The sequence below is a fragment of the Clostridium sp. L2-50 genome (genome assembly GCF_000154245.1).
Lineage (GTDB): Bacteria > Bacillota > Clostridia > Lachnospirales > Lachnospiraceae > Coprococcus.
Genome location: NZ_DS480325.1, coordinates 137,350 through 158,197 on the forward strand (window position 1 = coordinate 137,350; position 20,848 = coordinate 158,197).

16 protein-coding genes are annotated in these 20,848 nt (G+C 41.8%); 10 read left to right on the forward strand and 6 right to left on the reverse strand.

Features of this window, described 5'->3' with window-relative positions:
- Window positions 1–701 precede the first annotated feature (701 nt).
- Both CLOL250_RS10860 and CLOL250_RS10865 read left to right on the forward strand, forming a co-directional pair.
- Window positions 702–1,754, forward strand: a complete 1,053-nt coding sequence (locus CLOL250_RS10860; protein ID WP_044945989.1) for a metallophosphoesterase family protein — start codon at window positions 702–704, stop codon at window positions 1,752–1,754.
- A 2-nt stretch (window positions 1,755–1,756) separates the two neighbouring features.
- Window positions 1,757–3,460 (forward strand): ATP-binding protein, encoded by a 1,704-nt coding sequence (locus CLOL250_RS10865; protein WP_008402515.1) that lies wholly within the window; start codon window positions 1,757–1,759, stop codon window positions 3,458–3,460.
- 264 nt (window positions 3,461–3,724) lie between these two features.
- Here CLOL250_RS10865 and CLOL250_RS10870 read toward each other — a convergent pair whose 3' ends face one another.
- The 5 genes from CLOL250_RS10870 to CLOL250_RS10885 all read right to left on the reverse strand — a co-directional run bounded on the left by CLOL250_RS10870 (window position 3,725) and on the right by CLOL250_RS10885 (window position 8,703).
- Window positions 3,725–4,621: a PD-(D/E)XK nuclease family transposase gene (locus CLOL250_RS10870; protein WP_049941106.1), complete on the reverse strand. Its 897-nt coding sequence runs from the start codon at window positions 4,619–4,621 to the stop codon at window positions 3,725–3,727.
- 38 nt (window positions 4,622–4,659) lie between these two features.
- Window positions 4,660–4,818, reverse strand: a complete 159-nt coding sequence (locus CLOL250_RS14220) for a hypothetical protein (RefSeq protein WP_008402517.1) — start codon at window positions 4,816–4,818, stop codon at window positions 4,660–4,662.
- A 400-nt stretch (window positions 4,819–5,218) separates the two neighbouring features.
- Window positions 5,219–6,415, reverse strand: a complete 1,197-nt coding sequence (locus CLOL250_RS10875) for a ribose-phosphate pyrophosphokinase (protein ID WP_008402519.1) — start codon at window positions 6,413–6,415, stop codon at window positions 5,219–5,221.
- Window positions 6,416–6,514: 99 nt separating this feature from the next.
- Window positions 6,515–7,519, reverse strand: a complete 1,005-nt coding sequence (locus tag CLOL250_RS10880; RefSeq protein ID WP_008402520.1) for an ATP-binding protein — start codon at window positions 7,517–7,519, stop codon at window positions 6,515–6,517.
- Window positions 7,520–7,539: 20 nt separating this feature from the next.
- A complete protein-coding gene (locus CLOL250_RS10885; RefSeq protein WP_008402521.1) occupies window positions 7,540–8,703 on the reverse strand; it encodes a DnaD domain protein in 1,164 nt (387 codons plus the stop codon).
- A 109-nt stretch (window positions 8,704–8,812) separates the two neighbouring features.
- On the opposite strand from CLOL250_RS10885, the gene CLOL250_RS14225 reads away from it, so the two are divergent.
- Window positions 8,813–8,941 carry a hypothetical protein gene (locus tag CLOL250_RS14225; RefSeq protein ID WP_008402522.1) on the forward strand — a complete coding sequence of 43 codons (129 nt, stop codon included), beginning with the start codon at window positions 8,813–8,815 and terminating at the stop codon, window positions 8,939–8,941.
- A 62-nt stretch (window positions 8,942–9,003) separates the two neighbouring features.
- On the opposite strand, the gene murC is transcribed toward CLOL250_RS14225, so the two are convergent.
- Window positions 9,004–10,386: a UDP-N-acetylmuramate--L-alanine ligase gene (gene murC, locus CLOL250_RS10890; protein WP_008402523.1), complete on the reverse strand. Its 1,383-nt coding sequence runs from the start codon at window positions 10,384–10,386 to the stop codon at window positions 9,004–9,006.
- 355 nt (window positions 10,387–10,741) lie between these two features.
- On the opposite strand from murC, the gene CLOL250_RS10895 reads away from it, so the two are divergent.
- From CLOL250_RS10895 to CLOL250_RS10925, 7 genes are all read left to right on the forward strand, one after another.
- The gene (locus tag CLOL250_RS10895; RefSeq protein WP_008402526.1) at window positions 10,742–11,539 is read left to right on the forward strand and encodes a YwaF family protein; all 798 of its coding nucleotides are present in this window, start codon (window positions 10,742–10,744) and stop codon (window positions 11,537–11,539) included.
- Between the two features lie 82 nt (window positions 11,540–11,621).
- Window positions 11,622–13,073, forward strand: a complete 1,452-nt coding sequence (locus CLOL250_RS10900) for a 4Fe-4S dicluster domain-containing protein (protein WP_008402527.1) — start codon at window positions 11,622–11,624, stop codon at window positions 13,071–13,073.
- A 168-nt stretch (window positions 13,074–13,241) separates the two neighbouring features.
- Entirely contained in the window at window positions 13,242–14,597 is a 1,356-nt protein-coding gene (locus CLOL250_RS10905) for an SLC13 family permease (protein WP_044945993.1), read from the forward strand.
- A gap of 426 nt (window positions 14,598–15,023) precedes the next feature.
- Window positions 15,024–16,697, forward strand: a complete 1,674-nt coding sequence (locus CLOL250_RS10910; RefSeq protein ID WP_008402534.1) for an AMP-binding protein — start codon at window positions 15,024–15,026, stop codon at window positions 16,695–16,697.
- Window positions 16,698–16,786: 89 nt separating this feature from the next.
- Window positions 16,787–17,233 (forward strand): acyl-CoA thioesterase, encoded by a 447-nt coding sequence (locus CLOL250_RS10915; RefSeq protein ID WP_008402535.1) that lies wholly within the window; start codon window positions 16,787–16,789, stop codon window positions 17,231–17,233.
- Between the two features lie 564 nt (window positions 17,234–17,797).
- On the forward strand, window positions 17,798–19,855 hold the full coding sequence (locus CLOL250_RS13455; RefSeq protein ID WP_008402536.1) for a fibronectin type III domain-containing protein: 2,058 nt from the start codon (window positions 17,798–17,800) through the stop codon (window positions 19,853–19,855).
- A complete protein-coding gene (locus CLOL250_RS10925; RefSeq protein ID WP_008402537.1) occupies window positions 19,842–20,828 on the forward strand; it encodes a DUF4430 domain-containing protein in 987 nt (328 codons plus the stop codon). The genes CLOL250_RS13455 and CLOL250_RS10925 overlap by 14 nt, the downstream gene beginning before the upstream one ends.
- Window positions 20,829–20,848: the final 20 nt, after the last annotated feature.

Genomic DNA, 20,848 nt, shown 5'->3' on the forward strand with positions numbered 1-20,848 from the left:
TCGCTAAACACAGTTGATAAAAGGTGCCTGATTGCCGGTTGGGTATATGGTGTTCCGTTAACATTCGGCGAGATTTTGTAATGAGGTTTGCACTAGCTGCCAGTACTAAGCCCTTGTTTGAACCCGTGAGGGTGAGTTAGGGCGGCTGCTGGCAAATCAGCGTGCGAACCGAATAAAAATCAAGTCGAGTTAATGGAATATCATATAGTCAACCGGCAATCAGGCAATTTTGTATTATGGGAAGTTGAATGTCCATCGTGTATCGTAGTCTGTCCTGTAACAACATAGCGAGCATTTCGTAGAGAGGGACATACTGCCAGTGAATGTGGGTGCTTGTTTGAGCCTAGAGGACGAGTTAGCACAGGAGCATGAACGGATTGGGTATAGGCTGGAAGGCGAGGAATATTTCATTGTCAAGCCTGCCCTATCTCCATTACAAACGTTGGTGTAGATTTCGTAATGAGATTTGCACTAGCCGCCAGCATCAAGCCCTTGTCTGAGTCCGTAGGACGAGTTTGGGCGACTGCTGGCAAATAGGCGTGCGAATCGAATAGAAATCGAACCAAGTTAGTAGTGGAGATAGGACAGGCTTGATAATGGAATATCCATAATTCCATTGCCAATCAGGGGGCAGGTGGGGTATAATCAAGGGTAAGTTGCCAGAGGTTTTTCTGGTTGAGAAACAGAAAAGGGGTCATCCTATGAGATTTATTCATATTGCGGACGTCCATCTGGGCGCCGTTCCTGACAAAGATAAAAGCTGGAGCAAAGAGCGGGCAGACGAGATCGAATCAACATTTGACCGCCTTTTGACTGTGGCAGAAGAAAGAAAAGTAGAATTGCTGCTGATCGCCGGTGATCTGTTCCATGCACCGCCATCTCTGCAGGAGTTGAAAAGTCTGGACTACAAGCTGTCAAAGCTTACAAATACAAGAACCGTTATGATTGCAGGAAATCATGATTATATCGGAAAAGGTTCACCGGCGGAGAGTTATGAATTTACATCAAATACAGTGTTGATGCCGGCAGATACTTTTAGTAATGCATATCTGGATGATATCAATGTCTGTGTGACCGGATTCAGTTTTGGACAGGTAGAATACACAGAGGATGTCTATGCAGATATCATGCCGCAGATGAAGGATGCGATTAATATTCTGCTGGCGCATGGCGGAGACGAGAAGCACATACCGATCAATTTCAGACGGATGGCAGAAGCAGGATTTGACTACTGTGCACTCGGACATATCCACAAGCCGAAGCATATCGTGAAGAACAAAATGGCATATCCTGGTTCGCTGGAGCCTCTTGATCGGACGGAAACCGGTCGACATGGTTTCATTTACGGACAGATCAAGGATGGCGAGACGAAGATCCGCTGGGAGCCATTTAACTGTCGGAGTTATATTAATCTTGGATTTGCCGTGAAACCGGAATACAGCGGAGCAAAGATTCTGGATGTTCTTGCAAAGCAGATGGAGAGTATGGGTACTCAGAACATTTATCGAATCATCCTGTCGGGTCACATGGCAAATGGATTGAAGCTGGATTTTTCCGGTCTGATGCGGAATTACAGGATCTATGAGATTGTAGACAATACGTTGTGCGAGTATGATCTGGATAAATTGTATCTGGATAATGAAGATAACCTTCTCGGACAGTTTATTGATCGATTTGCGGAAGCAGATGACGAGATCAGCAAACGTGCCCTGAAATACGGAGTAGAAGCAATACTTGCAACTGGAGATAAGTAAACATGTATATAAATAAGCTGTTATTAAAGGAATTTGGAAAATTTAATAATAAAGAAATTCGGCTTAAAAAAGGTTTGAATCTGATCTATGGTGCAAATGAATCCGGAAAGACGACTGTAAAAGAATTTATCGTTGGTATGTTGTATGGAATTGATAAGACCAGAGGTATCGGTGCGCGACTTGATAATTATGAACTTCGCAAGCCGGTAAATGGCGGTGGGTATTCCGGAAAAGCATATGCGGTAACAGATGAAAAAAGCTATCTTCTGGAGCGGAACTTTCTTCGCACCAGTAAGAATGCGACGCTGACGGAGATTGATACCGGAAAGGAAGTCCAGCTTAAGAATCAGAATTCTTATAAGGGCATCTTGTTTGATGTGGATAAGAGCACCTATACAAATACTCTCTGTATCGGAGAGCATGGTGCAGCACCCGGCAAAGAACTGGCAGAGGATCTCGGGAATTATGTGGTGAATCTGACAACGACCCGAAATGCCGATATTGATAAGACAGAAGCGATCCGTTATCTGAAAAACGAGAGACGGAAATTTGAAAATAAAAAACTGGCGGCGGAGATCGATCAGTTAGGGGAACAAATGGATGCATTGGGTGATGTAGACGGTGATCTGGAAGCGATTCGGGAAGAACGTCGTGAAGAGCTGGATGCATATAATATGGAGATTGCCCGCCTGAAACGAGAAGCAAGACAGCTTGTAAATGAAAAGGATGCCGCTATTCCGGATGAGGACGAGGATCGAACCAGAAGCCATATCTTCCTTGATGTAGAAGCTCTTGACGATGAGGAAGACGAGAAAAAGAATCGGCCAAAGGAAAAGAAGAAGTTAACAGATAATATTTTGATCATTATGTTGACCGGTGTATTGGTTGTTGCAGCTGTTGTACTTGCTGTTCATCTTTTGAATTTCCAGAAAGCGATTCAGCAGTTATTTACAATCTGCACGATTGCATTTGTCGCAGTTACGATCATTGATGGTTTATTCCGAAAAGGATTCTTCGATGGACCGGATGTCGTACCGGATGAAAAGGAATTTGACCAGATGATTTATGAGCTTGGACGTGCAACAGAATCGAGAACGGTAAGAATCGAGATTGACCGGAATTTTCAGGAGGCGCATGACGCAAAACTTGAGTTATTGAAGTTCAAAGAGCATGATGCCATGGCAAAACGTGATTCCTATTATGAATTAAAAGGAAAACGTGACGAGCTTCAGAAACGATTCGAGGTCTTGGAGAAGGAACAGAAAGCGATCGATCTGGCGATCCAGACCATCAATGATATATCGGTTGATATTTACAATGATTTTGGCGGACAGTTAAACGAGAATATCTCGGAGATCGTCAGTATCATTACAGATGGCAAATATAATGACGTGAAGCTGGATGAGAACATGCACATTTCAGTATTTGACGACGATCATTATATGCCGATCGAATTCTTAAGCAGCGGAACGATCGAGCAGATCTATCTGGCTGTCCGGCTGTGCATTGCAGGGCTTCTCTGCAAAGACCGTATGCCGATCATTGTAGACGATATCTTTACAACTTATGATGAACATCGCCTGAAAAATGCGCTCTATTGCATGAGCCGTATTGATACTGACCAGATCATTATATTCACATCAAATAATGCCATTGGGGATATGTTGGATGATCTTTCTATGGAATATAATTATGTGGAGTTGTAAATGAATAACAGAATAAATGTAAAAAACCCCTGCCGGTTTCTGAGTCTATGATGGTGGGGATTGAAACATCAGTGGAACTTTCGTTATGAGGTTTGCACTAGCTGTCAGCACCAAGCCCATGTTTGAGCCTGATAAGGCGAGTTTGGGCGACTGCTGACAAATGTGCGTGCGAACCGAATAGAAAGTGCAACGTGTTTCAATCCCCGCCATCATAGACTTGGAAACCGGCAGGGGTTTTGTTATATTCTATGGGAGTAAGAACTGCTATTTCTTTAACGCTGCAAGCTGAGCCTTTAGTGAGGCAATCTCTGCACTCATTTCAGAGACTGTAGCATCCTTTTCGGCTAGAGTAGCGCTCATTTTAGATACTACTGCATCTTTTTCAGATAAAGCGGTGACTGCTTCATCACGTTCTTTTTTCAATTCATCGATCATGTAATTGACTGTATTTTCATCCAATTTTCGTAATGCTTCAGAAAACATGGTAACAACCTCCTCCGGGTGATACAGATATTCTGACATATCCATGCAGATAGTCTCCATCCATGGATAGTCGGATATCAGTGCTGCAAGGTCATCCATGGTAGTTGCCGTTAACAGGGATAACCATGCGTTAAGTTCGTTGATATCTTTAGAATACTTACTTTTTCGGAAGACGTCAAGGGCAACGACATAGTATTCCTGTAGAAGACGAAGGTCGATCCCGGTATCAAATGCTGCTTTTCCGTGATGCAGATAAATGTCAGCCAGGTCGGCAGTTTTACATTCTTTCGGGCTGTTTTCAAACATTACGATCGTATAAACGGTTTTCAGATCCTGATAGGTGAATGTACTTCCCTTTTCCCCTTTTACTCTGGTGTACTGGCGGAGCAGAAGATCAGCAGAGTAGCAGGACATCCGCTCACCGGGGAATGTATATGGGATTTTTTGAATTTCGACATTTGCGATTGAACCATCTTCTAATTGAACAATGATATCCAGAAGTAGGAGAGAGGTTGATGGCAGCATACTGTCTTCATTTGACAGGATACACTTCACGGTTACATTTGTACCGATAATACTGCTGATCAGTCGTGATAATCGTTCCGGGTATACATCCGGGTTAAATAGCTTCTTAAAAAATGGATCATAGGTTAATGGCAGACTTTTCTTTCCTTCCATGAATTCGAGAAAGCGCGATTTCCATTTGTCAGGCCAGTTCAGATATGTCCGGTAAACGATGGATTCTTCTTTAATTCTAATAGACATTCATCGTTGGTTCGGGATGGGAAAAGCTGTTTAATATTTGTAATAGAAGACTTTGACCTGTTACATTCTGATGTGTTTACGATATTATTGTTTTTATTTTCATTGTACATAAATTTATTTCCTCTTAATTTCCGGCGCCTTTTTTGTCGACAAGGTCAGCTTACCAGAAATAAAAAGAAAAAGTTCATAAATGTAATAAATGGTATGTCTGGATGTAACAATTTGCACTTTTTACAAATAATTCCAACTGGAATTATTGACAAAAACCATGCTCATAACACAAAACCCCCGCTTGCTTTCATCTCTATCGTAGGTAGGAATTGAAACATCAGTGGAACTTTCGTTATGAGATTTGCACTAGCTGTCAGCACTAAGCCCATGTTTGAGCCTGATAAGGCGAGTTTGGGCGACTGCTGACAAATAGGCGTGCAAATCGAATAGAAAGTGCAACGCGTTTCAAATCCTACCTACGATAGAGCTGGAAGTAAGCGGGGTTTGGGCTTTTATTAATTACATCTCATAATTATCTGAGATGGTATGTTTTTCTTTATACTCAGCGATACGCGCGTTGATTCGCTCAGCAGGATCTAACAACTCGCTGATAGAAGCATCATGATTCAAGTGATCAATGATCAGAGCGATGTATTTGCTCATATCGGCTGACTCGTACCAGTCTTTCTTGAACAGGTCAGGCATCTGGTAGGTCAGGTTAGTTGTGATGACCTTCTCGATCAGACCTTCTTCATGACACTTGTCGAATACGTCAAGACCCTTTGTAAAGAGACCAAAAGTAGCGATACAGTAAACACGTTTTGCTTTTCTCTGCTTTAACTGTCTTGCAACATCAATCATGCTTTCGCCGGAGGCAATCATATCATCAATGATGATAACATCCTTGCCCTCAACAGAATCACCGAGAAATTCATGAGCAACGATCGGATTTCTTCCATCAACAACGCGTGAGTAGTCACGGCGTTTGTAGAACATTCCGACATCTACACCTAACAGGTTTGCGAAGTAGATTGCTCTGTGCATAGCACCTTCATCTGGGGAGATGACCATCATGTGGTTGTTGTCGATCTCAAGATCCGGTGTAGTACGAAGCAAAGTCTTGATGAACTGGTAGGTTGGACGTACATTTTCAAATCCACTCTTAGGGATGGCATTTACGACACGAGGATCGTGTGCATCAAATGTCACAATATTGTCAACACCATAAGACTTTAATTCCTGAAGCATAACGGCACAGTCAAGAGATTCTCTGGAAGAACGCTTGTGCTGGCGGCTCTCATAAAGGAATGGCATAATTACTGTGATCTTTTTTGGTTTATCAGTCATAGCGGCGATCAGTCGTTTTAAATCTGCATAATGGTCATCCGGAGACATACGCTGTGGCTGGCCGGCCATCATATAAGTACAGCTGTAGTTGCCGACATCAACCATAATGTAGATATCTTTACCACGAACGGATTCATTTAGAACACCCTTTGCCTCACCGGAACCGAAACGTGGACAATCGGCACTGATCAGGTAAGTATCAGCTTCATAACCGTGGAAGACAATGTTGTCTTTGTGTACATTGTCTCTGTTAGCTCTCCATTTTACGAGATAATGATCAACCTTTTCACCAAGGCCTGTACAACTTTTGTGAGCAACGATTCCGAGACTGCCCACGGGTATGGTTTCTAATTTGCTATCGTCTGGCATGATAAATATCCTCCATAATCTTATAGTGTAATGATCCGATACTTTATAGTGTAAGTATCATTGATAGTATATATGCAAATGCAGAAGACTGCAATGGCATCAATTAGAAGATTTATTCTGAATCATATCTTTTCGTTTCGTATAACGGATATTGGTTCCGTAGAGCTGCAACACTTTGAAGTCGCCAATAATCCTCGACATGATTCTTTCGGTATACCGGTCGGAAAGCTCCCGCATACTCAGGTTCGTAGAGATAAGAGTAGCAAGAGAACGATTATTCCGCATATTAATGATCTCAAATAACTGAGAATTGACAAATGTATTTGGCACTTCCGTACCGAGGTCATCAATGATCAGAAGTTCACAATTATATATATAATCGTAAAGTGCCATGTTTTCTTTTTCACGCACATTACCCATTATAATGCCTGATAAAATATTTTCAAATAAATTTATTGAAGTCAGATAAAGAACTGTATGTCCTTTGTCCAGTAATGCTTTTGCAATGCAGTTGGAAAGAAAAGTTTTTCCAAGTCCTGTTTCACCATAGATCAGAACGCCAGGATGGGATTTTTCAAAATGTTCCACATAGTCTTTACAAGCTGCCAGTGTATTCGATGCATTCTCGTATGGCGTATGTTTGTGAATGCCATCCGGTTCTTTCGAGTAGTAGGTAAGTGAAAATGTGGAGAAATTCTCTTGTTCGAGAATCTTGCGGATCGTGGACTGATTGTATAATTCATCAATGATCTGCTGCGTCATGCATTTGCATGGCTTTCCATCCAGATAGCCCGTATCCTTACAGAGAGGACAGTCATAGATGGGTTCCAGATAATTCTCAGGGTATCCGTGCTGCTTCAGAAGTAATCTCTTTTTATCAGCCAGAGCTTTATTCCGGCGGGAGATGTCGCCCGTATCGACAGTTATTTTGCGGATTCGGTTCCTTGCTGCCTGGATAGAAGAGCTTGCAATCTTCTGATCGATCTCTTTGATTTCCGGAATTCTGTTATATACTTCATTTCTTCGGGTATCTGTCAGATTCGCATTTTCCAGTCGCTTTCGCTGCAGACCCGACAGTATACTATCATAATCTATATTCTTCATAATGTGTATATTTACCTTCGTTATCGAGAATTTATTTCATCAAGAAACAATTGCTCCATTTCATCAAGGGCTGATGACATATCCTTCTGCTGGAAAGAATTAAATGCATTTGGCTTGACAGTATATTGGTTTGCTTTCTGTGATGATTTTTTCTTATCCTCATGGAACTGGTTACTTGCTTTTTCGATATCATCAATGGACTTAACGCCCTGCTTTTTCCAACGCTTTAAGATTCCGTTTACATATGCAAATGTAACATCGTTTGGATGCTGTGCGATTCCCCTGTTGCAGGCTTCTATAATAATAGGAAGATCAAAGCCCATTTCTTTATTCCAGGAGTCCATCCACGCGATCTCGCCTGTGGTAGGGGCTTTACGGTTGATTCCAAGAGCCTTGAATACCGCACGGTAAAGGGGAGTCCCGTTTTCGGCGGCTTCTTTTGCTTCATCCAGAGTATGAATGCCTGCCTTATACCAGTTCTTTGCGATGCCCTCCGCGTACCGCAGATCTAATTTATCGATGCTGACACAGTATTCGATCAGGTATTCCATTACTTCTGTGGAAAATCCAAGCTGGTCATGTATATAGATCAGAATTTCTATGTCATTTACTGATAATTCTTTTCGGAAATAAGTCTCTGCCTCAAAGATAACATCGGCAAATGCATCGTCTGCCTTTGCCTTTGCTACCAGAGCGGCAGAATATGGCTGCTTTTCAGGAAATTCAGAGGTCGGCTTCTGAATTACATTCGCATTTGGTACTGTTACTGCTGTATGTACCGGTTCACTGAATGGAGGAGCAGTAGGAGTGACTGCTTTCTTTTCAGGGAACTTTAATAATGAAATGCTGTCAAGAGACAGAGAGGCATCATCCGTTTTCTTGTCCTTTTCATGTAGAGGAAGCAGCGTTATTCCTGTCAGATGACCGGAAGCATCATATTCCAGCCGCAGTACATCTTCGCTGATCCAGTACCGGATCGCACGGCAGATATCTTTTTCCGTAAGGTTAAAATGATCTGCAATACCGGCAACCGAGACCGGAGATTTGGAAGACATCAGTCTGACAAGATATAGATAGACTTTGACAAATTCGCCATTTGCGTCGGTCATGTAATAATCGATAAAATGATTTGATATCAGGGAAAATGTTTCCTTTGATTCTGTTGAAATTGTAATGTAGTCCATGGTAACTTTTCCCGCCTTTCATTGAAAAAAACTTCTATTACTTAAGAAGCGTTCACATTATAGCATGAGTTTTTTAAAAAGCAAATAGAACAAATAGTCGGTTAGAAAAATGAACAAAGATGTTGATTTTGTGGATAATGTGGAAAAGATGATCGATCGAATATTATTTAATACCATATTTTTGAAAAAGTGGGTAACTTCGGTACTTTCCGGTATATATCAGGTAAAATTTATGTAAACAAACAAATAGAGCCAAATGAGGAAAAGTCGCTCATTTGGCTCTGTGGATAATGTGGATAATTATTTTTTAATAAGCTCATTGCCGATAGAATCGACATTTCCGGCTCCCATAGTTATCAACAAATCATTTTTTTTGCAATTTTTTAATAAATAATTTTCAATGTCTGTAAAGGATGGCAGATAGAACGCATCTGTACCATAGGAAGCGATCTTTTCTGCAAGCTGCTTCGAGGATACAAGACCTGTGTCTTTCTCTCTGGCTGCATAGATGTCAGCAACGATGACATGGTCACAGACACTTAAGACTTTTGCAAAGTCATCGAAAAGTGCGTAAGTTCTGCTGTAGGTATGTGGTTGGAATACACACCATAATTCATGGTAATCGGTATTCTTTGCAGCAGCAAGGGTTGCAGCGATTTCCGTCGGATGATGTGCATAGTCATCCATGACCTTTACATTGTCAAGGATCGTTCCCTTGTATTCGAATCTTCGCTCTGCACCTTTGCAATGAAGCAGACCGGCTTTGATCGCATCGATGTCGATGCCGAGTTCTGTTGCAGCAGCAATAGCAGACAAGGAATTGTATACATTATGCTTTCCGAATACATGAAGTGTGATGTCTGTAATATTTTCCCCGTCGATCACGAGGGTATAGGTAGGACGACCGAATTCATCAAAACGGATATTTGCGGCGCTGTAATGATTCTTTGGGTCTTCACCGAAGGTGATAACCTGACATTTCAGATCTCTTGTTACCGTATCAAAATATTTCATATCACCATTTACAATTACCTTTCCGTTTTCAGGTGTCTTTGTTGCAAACGTATGGAATGATTCAGCAATCTCTTCAATACCACTGAAGAAATCCAAATGATCCGCATCGACATTTAAGATAATACTGATATATGGTGAAAATGCATGAAAACTGTTTGTATACTCGCAGGCTTCTGTTACAAAGTAATCAGAAGAACCTACACGGATATTTCCGCCGATATCATCAATGATTCCACCGACAGAGATTGTCGGATCAACATCAGCTTCTAACATAATATAAGAAAGCATGGCGGTTGTGGTTGTTTTGCCGTGTGTTCCGCTGACGGCGACAGAGTATTTGTAATTGGTCATAATCTGACCCAGAAGCTGTGCTCTTGTCAGCATTGGGATATTTTTAGCTTTTGCAGCCTGAAATTCTTCATTGTCCGGATGGATAGCTGCTGTATAGACGACAAGGTCGATCTGATCTGTAATGTTGCTTGCGGTCTGTCCGATGTTGATCAGAGCGCCCATGTCCGAAAGTTTATCTGTCATATTGGATGCTTTCATATCAGAACCGGTAACTTTGAACCCCTCTTTTATAAGGATCTCTGCAAGACCGCTCATGCTGATACCGCCGATTCCCATAAAATGTACATTTATTGGATGATTAAAATCAATTTTATACATGATGTTTCGCCTTCCTGAAAAGAATATTTGTGAGTATTATAGCATAGATAAAAAAGGAGTGGATTATTTTTTCATAAAAATTGAAAAGTTCAGAATTTAGTGTGCGATGCGGACAAAATGAAAACGAAAAATAGAAAATTATACGGTATCATGTCAAATATAGGCAGATTTCCGTGATTATTAACAGAAATTTGTCGCTTTTTTTGACATGAAAAACATAAATAGTTCACAAATCGTTCATGAAATGTTCACATATATACTGTAACATACATCATGAAAGCTTTTCATATATTTGAATCCTTTCCCCCCTCATTTGGAGCCACCATTTTGGTGGCTCTTTTCTTTTTATTATCGGATGAAAAGCATTATTTATGGAGATGATAATGGTATGTTTGGAGATTTTTTTCGATATTGGGATGAACTGCCGCAAGATGGTGGTTTTCAATTATTTGGATGGATTCATATAGGCTGGCTGGTTGGAATTATATTTGTATGTATAGTGACCGGTTATTATTATAGAAAGGCAGATGCTGCTGTTCAGGACAGAATCCTGAAAATACTGACGGGGATATGTCTGTGTCTGGAATTAGGTAAGGATCTTTATCTTATACTGATCGGGGAGATGGGGATATCATATCTTCCGTTTGAGATGTGCGGACTGGCGATTTTTGTGGAACTGGGATTTGCATTTTTCCACCGGGAATTTCTGGGAGAAATTATGTGCGTGATCAGTATGCCCGGTGCAATGGCAGCACTGTTATTTCCAGACTGGACCAGATATCCGTTATTTAATTATATGCACATTAACACTTTTCTGATACATGGGTTGTTGGTTCTTGTTCCGGTTCTTGTTCTGACATCCGGCAGATACAGACCTTCTATAAAAAGAATCTGGCAGATCTTTTTGTTTTTGTTTACGGTTGTTCCTTCTGTCTATGTTATAAACAGGATCTGGGGCTGTAATTTTATGTTCCTTTGTTACCCATCCAATGGTTCTCCGTTTCTGTCTGTCTATCTGCAGCATGGCTATGTTCCATATTTGATCATATATGCCGTTACAGTCATTCTTTGTATTTTGGTTATATATGGAATACTGGACAAAATCGCTTCCTTTTGTGGTAAAAATGTGGTATACATTAATAGGAAGAATTAGTTGAGAAAAAAGTCATAATAAAAGAAAATATGCGCAGAAAGAACTGTGTATACGGAAGATAGAATACGGAGAATGAGAAAAAATGATAACAAACGATGCGACGCTTTTAAAAGTAAAACATGAAGTATTGTATGAAGTTGCCAAGCTTGCGTATGCCGGACGATTGGAGGAAGAAAGAGACAGTCTTCCTTATAAGATGGTTCCGGGACCGCAGCCGGCGTTTAGATGTTGTATCTACAGGGAACGTGAGGTTATCAGACAGAGAATCCGGCTTGCGGAAGGTAAAGCACCGGGTGCTGAAGATGACGGAAATATCGTACAGGTCATTAATTCTGCCTGTGAAGGATGTCCGATTTCCAGATATGTAGTAACAGATAACTGTCAGAAGTGTATGGGCAAAGCCTGTCAGGCGGCTTGTCGGTTTGGAGCGATCAGCATGGGACGAGATAAGTCCTATATTGATCCATCTAAATGTAAAGAGTGTGGACAGTGTGCAAAAGCCTGTCCTTATAATGCGATCGCAGATCTGGTACGACCTTGCATGAAGAGCTGCCCTGTGGATGCGATCTCGGTGGCCGATAATGGTACCGGTATTGCTGTGATCAATCAAGACAAATGCATCCAGTGTGGATCTTGCGTCCACAAATGCCCGTTTGGCGCGATCGGTTCTAAGACATTTATCGTGGATATCATTAAGAAGATGCGTTCGGATATTAAGGTATTTGCCATGCTTGCACCTGCAACGATCGGTCAGTTTGGTGCAGATATTACGATGGCAAGCTGGAGAACCGCTTTGAAGAAGATTGGTTTTTATGATGTTGTGGATGTATCACTTGGAGCAGATATGACTGCCATGAGTGAGGCAAAGGAATGGATCGAAGCCAAGGAGAAGGGTGAGAAGAAGACAACCTCCTGTTGTCCGGCATTTAAGAACTATATAGAGAAGCATTTTCCGACATTAAAGGATGCGATCTCAGAGACAGTATCACCGATGTGTGCTGTATCCCGTTATATAAAGGAGAAATTCCCGGGGGCAGTTACTGTATTTATCGGACCATGTATTGCGAAGAAAGCCGAATCCATGTCAGGAGAAAAGGATACTGCGGATTATGCACTGACTTATGGTGAGATTCGTGCGATGCTCCGTGCAAAAGGGGTAAAGCTGGAGCCGGAAGAAGATACGGATGATCAGGGCAGTATCTATGGTAAGAAATTTGCAAATGCAGGTGGTGTAACCGCAGCAGTTCTTGAAAGTATGAAAGAACTTGGCTGTACCGGCGATGTATCCGTATGCAAATGCAGTGGCATAACCGAATGCAAGAAAGCATTGACGCTGATGAAGGTCGGAAGACTTCCGGAAGACTTCATCGAAGGTATGGTATGTGAAGGGGGCTGTGTCGGTGGACCATCAAGACATCGTGATCCGAATCTTGCAATGCGGGACAGGAACGCAGCACTTGCGAAATCGTCGGATATATTGATCAAGGACAATCTGGACAAACAGAATGCAGAGTCGGTTGACATGATCCGTTAGTTATAAGAAGGTGATCGTAATATCGGATGAGGGGTCTTTCGATATTACAGGGAAAAGCAGAAACTATTAACAACAAAAGAAAATAAAGAAGAAAGTAAGAAAATTAAATGTCGCCAGACGAAACATAAAATAAGCCCGGCGGCATTTTTTTCGATGGAGGTTACACTCATGGTAGCACAGATTTTGGCACTTGCCATTTTTGTAGTTATGTTTGGATTGATCATATCCGAAAAATTTGAGCGCCATGTTATCACATTGGTATGTGGACTGGCAACACTTGTTCTGGTATTTGGTGTAGCAATGCACAGCATGGATGCGATACTTGAAACATTAAATATCAGAAACATTTTTACACTTTCGTTCTGGTATGAGGCAGGAGCCTCATCCGAGAGTACGGGTGGTATCAACTGGGCCACGATTATCTTTCTTGCGGGAATGATGGTTATGGTAGAAGGTATGGCAAAGGCGGGTTTCTTTCGCTGGCTATGTATGACGATCGCGAAAGCCGTTCGGTATAGGGTCATTCCGATATTTATTACATTCATGATCATGTCATTTGTCCTTGCTATGTTCATTGACAGTATCACGGTTATCCTGTTCTTAGCAGCAGTTACGGTGGAACTGGCGCAGCTTCTGGACTTTAATCCGATTCCGCTGATCCTGTCTGAGATCTTCTGCGCAAATCTGGGTGGATCGGCAACAATGTGTGGTGATCCTCCAAATATCATTGTCGGAACATCCCTTCGGTATTCGTTCTTCGATTTTATTACAAATACCGGCCTGATGGCGGTACTTTCACTGGTGGTTATTATTTTTTACTTTTATTTTTGTTTCAGGAAAGAACTCACTGCATCTTCGGCGTCACAGACTTCGGAGAAAGATCATCCATCACCGGTATCTGCGATCACGGATAAACGGGCATTTGCCATTAGCTGTGTGATCTTTTTATGTGCGGTTACCTTACTTATCACACATGCACAGACCGGACTGACAGTTGCATTTATCGGTCTGTTTATAGCAATACTGGTTCTTCTGACATCAGGAAAGAATATCGGACATATTTTAAAAAATGTAGATTATAAGACGATCCTTTTCTTTATTGGTCTGTTTGTTGTAGTCGGCGGTCTGGAGCAGACCGGTATTCTGGAACTGGCAGCCGGATTTATCGGGAAGGTAAGCCATGGAAATGCCAAGGTAATGATAGCCATTATTATCTGGGTATCCGCGATCGCAAGTGCATTTGTAGATAATATTCCATTTGCCGCAACCATGATCCCGGTTATCAAGACTCTGGCAGCATCGACAGGTGTGAATCTCTCGGTTCTTGCATGGACACTGGCAATGGGTACAGATATCGGTGGAAGTGCGACTCCAATCGGGGCATCGGCAAATGTTGTCGGAATGTCGATCGCGGCAAAAGAAGGTCATCCGATCTCTTGGGGCAAATATTGTAAGGTATCGGCTCCGGCATCCGTTATCGTTATTCTGATCTCGATGGTCTGCATCTATCTGCGATATTTCTAAATTATAATAAAGGTGGAATATAACTGCAACCAGCTAATTATATATTGACATTACCAAAGATTTCGTAATGAGATGCATAGTGCCAGTAAATACGAGTGCCTGTTTGAGTCCGAAGGACGAGTTGGCACAGGAGTATTTACGAATCAGGCATATGCAGCGAATAGAAATCGACGTAAGTCAATATATAATTAGCTGGTTGTAGTTATAATTCCCCCGTTTTTTGTAAAAATGAAATGCAAAAAACTGTTGACAGATAAGTGAAATATGGTACTATAGGTAAAGTGGTTTTTAAAACTACGTTTGAAGTTAACGAAAAACTTGGAATAAAGTCTGGAAAAACCGAGAACGAAGTTGCAAAAACGTGAAAAAAGGAAACACATTTTCATTATATAGATCAGATCATTATTTTACGGAGGAACAGACAGTATGATAACAGAGTTAAAACCGGAAGAAGGAATTGCCGGAAAGTTTGTCAAGACAGCATTTGATGAGAATGGTGTATTAAGCAAGATTGAATTTACAAATGATGAGACCTTTAATTTTGCATTTGATGTAGTGGATGCATTAGCAGAAAAGACACCAGATAAGACAGCATTGATCTATGTGTCCAGAGATAAGGAAGAAAAGAAGTTTACATTTAAAGAGATCAAAGAGTATTCCAATATGGCAGCAAATTATTATAAGAGCCTTGGCATCAAGAAGGGCGACAGAGTGCTGCTTGTATTAAAGCGCCATTATCAGTTCTGGTTTACGATCCTTGCACTTCACAAGATTGGAGCAGTAGCAATTCCTGCAACCAATATCTTAAAGGTAGAAGATTACAGATACAGAATTGAAGCTGCAAATGTAAAGGCTGTTGTATGTACAGCTGATGACAAGATTCCGGATGCAATGGCAGCCATCGATCCGGATGATAAGGTGATCAAGGTTATCGTAAATGGTGAGAGAGAGCATTTCCATCCATTTGATAAAGATATCCTTTCATTCAGCAAAGAATTTGCACGTCCGACAGGTGAAGATACAGTCTATGCACATGATACCATGATCATCATGTTCACATCAGGAACAACCAAGCATCCAAAGATGGTAGCACATAATCATCTGTATGCACTTGGACATTATATTACAGCAAGATATTGGCATAACGTAAAGACGGATGGTATTCATTTTACAGTATCCGATACCGGCTGGGGTAAGGCTCTCTGGGGCAAGCTCTATGGTCAGTGGTTATGTGAGACCTGTATCTTTGTTTATGATTTTGATGTATTCAGTGCAGACAATATCATGAAGCTTGTAGAACAGTACAAGATCACAACCTTCTGTGCGCCACCAACCCTTTACAGAATCCTTGTTAAGATGGATCTAAGCAAATACGACCTTTCCGCACTGACTTACTGCACAACCGCAGGAGAAGCCCTGAATCCGGAAGTATTCTATAAATTCAAAGAGATGACAGGATTTACGATCTTTGAAGGCTTTGGTCAGACAGAGACTACACTTGCGATCGGAAATCTGAAAAATACAACACCGAGACCGGGTTCCATGGGTAAGGCAAGCCCACTCTATGATGTTCACATTATGAGACCGGACGGAACACTTGCTGATGTAGATGAGACCGGAGAGATCGTTATTAAGATTGCAGATGGCGAGCCATATGGTCTGTTCTCTACTTATAATAATAATGAGGAAATGACAAAAGAAGTTAAGCACGATGGTTATTACCACATGGGTGATACCGCATATATGGACAAGGATGGATATTTCTGGTTCGTAGGCCGTGTGGATGATATCATCAAGGTTGCCGGATACCGTGTTGGACCTTTTGAGATTGAAAATGAGATTATGAAGATCCCATATGTTCTGGAATGTGCAGTTACAGCTATACCGGATGGAACCAGAGGACAGGCGATCAAGGCAACGATCGTTCTGACAGAAGGAACGGTTGGCGATGATAATCTGAAGAAAGAGCTGAAGCGTTATTTCAAGGAGAATATGGCGAGCTACAAACGTCCTCGTGTGATCGAATTTGTCGATGAGATGCCAAAGACGATCAGTGGTAAGGTAAGACGTGTAGAGATCAAAGAGAAAGACTGGAAATAAGTCCGGACGATTATCTGCCGGGACAGTTGACAGGCAGATGAAATGACACAGCCTGTGAGAAGCAGGCAGGAAATGGAGATGTTCATAAAATGATAGATATGGAAATTAAGCCATATGAGCGTATGGTTTATTACTATGAAACTGACAGAATGGGAATCGTTCATCATTCCAACTATATCAGATGGTTTGAGGAAGCGAGACTGGACTGGATGAAGCAAGTTGGATGGGATTACAAGACCATCGAGGACGACAATATTATTATTCCGGTATTGTCAGTATCAGCGGAATATAAGACTATGTCCAGATATGGAGATAACGTTGTGATCTATGTAAAGCTTGCAGAGTACACAGGCGTCCGTATTGGATTTTCCTATGAGGTACATGACAAGAAGACCGGAGAGCTTCGGTGCGTCGGCACATCCTGCCATTGTTTGTTGGATGAGAAGAACAAGCCGGTGTTCATGCGGAAACGTTATCCGGAGAAGGATGCGTTCTTCAAGGAACTCATGAAGCAGCAGGCTGAAGAGAATGCGTAAATTACACAATGTAACAAGGGGATAGTCAATATCCATTTTACAGCACACTTGCGTTCGTGTCTCACGTAACGGTACTAAATTCACCGCAGGGGCGGTTCATTAAGGACCGACGTGAGACAAGGTCTGTAAAACGGATATTGACTATCCTCTTTTGTTATATTGTGTAATTTTATTTTGCTGAGCAGTACTGTAAAATGCCCGCACCGTGATCAGATCATTTCTTTATGCAGAACACTTGCGTTCTGTGTCTCACGTAGCGGTACTAAATTCACCGCAGGGCGGTTCATTAAGGGCCGACGTGAAAATAGAACGAAAGTGCTCTGCATAAAGAAATATCTGGACATGGTGTGGGTTTTATAGAATTGCCAAGTTCCCCTGCCAGATCCTCTCTGTTGACACATTGTTTTATAATTGCTAGTATAGGCTTGATATAAGGAATTTTTGTGCGGAATCAGGTATTATGTATGAGCATTATGAATGAGCTTGTTAGGAAAACTTGCTAAGAAAGATTATGAAGATGATGGCTGCAGGGCATGATGTATTTTGAAATGATATGAGGTTAGAATGAGAAAGATGAAGAAAAACAGAGAGAAAATGTATAGATCGCGTTGGACAAAAATAGTTAGTTATATATTGGTAACGGTGATGACTGTTTCTCTGTTTGGGCAGGTTGCTGCGAATGGCACATTTGACGGAACTGGCAAACAGGCAGGCACAGGTACGATTGCAGAGATTAGTCAGGTAGAGGCAGCTTCGGATACTGCCATTGATTATAAGGCGGTTTTGAAAGAGACTTCTGCTGCAATCGAGAAAACATTAGAAATTTCATATGAATATAAATTGCCGATTCATTATGAAAAGAATAAAAAAGGTGAGTATGAAGAAGTAAAGAGAACGGTTAAATGGTGGGGACCGGCAATTGGATCTATTGGTGGGGAATGGACTGTTATCGGCGAGTGCCGTTATGGTATGGAAAATGCACCATGGTATAGGGCATATTATAACAATATAACAGAATATATAAAGGCAACATATAACATAAATAAAGAAAAATATGCAGTAGGAGATTGGGATAATCAGTTTTTAAAACTGCATAAAACAAAAAGTACTGAAAATTCTCGAATTATTCTCGCCCTTACATCTATGGGGCTTGATGCATCTGATATAGAGGGATATGATCTGACCGGTGTGCTGTCAGATATGACATATGTAAAAAAACAGGGAATCAATGGACCAATATTTGCATTGATCGCACTTGATTCGGGTAATTATGAGATCAAACCGCTTGCATCGGGAACAGCTAAGACACAGGTGACAAGAGAGAAACTGGTTACTTATATTCTGAATAATGAACTGAAGAATGGCGGCTTTTGTCTGTCGGGTACATCACCGGACCCGGATGTCACAGCGATGGCATTGCAGGCACTTGTTCCATATTATAAGGGAAGTACAGATGTTAGCGAACAGGTACGCGGTCAGGTGACAGAAGCTGTAAACCGTGGAATCGGTGTGCTGTCAGAGATACAGAATGAAGATGGAACATACAGCAGCTGGGGAACGAAAAATGCAGAGAGTACGGCACAGGTACTGGTTGCCTTATCCGGTTTGGGCTTGGATGGTGATACAGATGTTCGTTTTATAAAAAACGGACATTCTGTACTGGATGGTTTAGAGCAGTTTTATCTGACGGGAAAAGGTGCATTTGAGCATGTGGCTTCCGATGGTGGCAATCAGATGGCGACAGAACAGGCATTTTATGCGCTGGTATCCTATGACAGATATAAGAATAATAAAAATACTTTATACAATATGACAGATGCGGTGGATGCTCGTGTCATGGATCTTGCAGATTGTCAGGTGAAGATTTCCCGGACGACATACACATATGCAGGCAAGGCGATAACGCCTGCCGTCACTGTCCGCATGACAGGAATTGATGGAATATCAAAAGAACTGACTGCAGGAACAGATTATACAGTGACATATAAGAATAATACGAAGCCGGGAAAGGCGACTGTTCAGATATCAGGAACAGGAATGTATAAGGGAATGGTATCGAAGACAGTGTCTGTTTATCCGGCAAAGGCATCTGTGAAATCCGTCACAAATACCAAAAAAGGTCTGACTGTAACATGGAAGAAGGTAACAGGAGCAGACAAGTATATCTTATATCGTAAGGCAGGTTCCGGGGCATATAAGAAATATAAAACCGTTTCCGGTGCAAAGACTTCTTATGTGGATACCGGTGCAAAAAACGGTACGACATATTCTTATAAGGTATGCGCCTATACTGCAGGTCTGCAGGGTAAAAATGCGAATACAAAGGCGGCATGCCGCGTGACTGCGGTTACTGCAAAGGCAGCAAAGGCAGGAAAAAGAAAGCTGTCTGTGTCATGGAAGAAGAACAGTAAGGCGAGCGGATATCAGATCAGGTACAGCTTGAAATCTTCATTTAGCGGAGCAAAGACAGTAATGGTCAGATCAGGAAAGACAACGACCAAAAAACTGACCGGTCTGAAACGAAGAAAACGGTATTATATAACAGTGCGGGCATATAAGACGGTGAAGGGTAAGAAATATTACAGCAGCTGGAGTAAGAAGATAAGATATGGCGTGGATTAAGAAACATCTGAAAAAGATAATAGGAATTCTGGTTGTACTGCTTATACTTGTCGGTGCGTACTGGTATGGAGGAAATGCACCCGGCTCCAGGGGATTTGGAAGGCCGGGAACGACTTCTGAAAATACAGAGAGTACGACACAGGAAGCGGTTTCCGGGGAAGCTTCAGATACAGAAGATGCTGATGCGGAAATATCGGATGATGCGGAATGGGATGACTCATCATCGTCAGGACAGGGTTCAATAAAGAAAAATCATAGTAAAAGGGATACGAAAAAAGACGATAAGGGATCAGAAAAGGACAAGTCCGGAATCGTAACTCCGGATTATTCCGCCACGACGCAGGAGCATAAAAATGGAGATACGGATGTATCGGAGGATCCGGGGACAGATTCATCACAGAGTACGGACAATAAGACTCCGTCAAATGGTGGCGGTTCATCGAAAAAAGACGGTTCAGGAACAGAACAGAGCGGACCGACGGAGCAGCCGGATACAGAGGTACCAACGACGGAGCAGCCGGGAGTACAGTCACCGACCACCACGGAGCAGACGTCGGAAGACACTGTATATACTTGTACCATATCAATTAATTGCAGTAATATTTTATCGAACTGGGATATCTTTGATAAGACGAAGGCATCCTGTGTTCCTTCAGATGGCTGGGTCCTTCGTGAGATGATGGTTGAATTTAAGAAGGGACAGACGGTTTTCGATGTGTTAAAGAATGTGACCCGGACAAGAGCCATTCAGATGGAATATTCATTTACGGCATTGTACGGAAGCTATTATATAGAGGGAATCAATAATCTTTATGAGTTTGACTGTGGTGAGCTGTCAGGCTGGGAATACTGCGTAAATGGGAAGTTCCCTGCATTTGGATGCTCAAAATATGTTCTGAAGGATGGAGATAAGATAGAATGGAAGTATACCTGTGATCTGGGCGCGGATGTCGGAAACCCATATTTTGAATAGGGAATACAGGAAGTATCGGC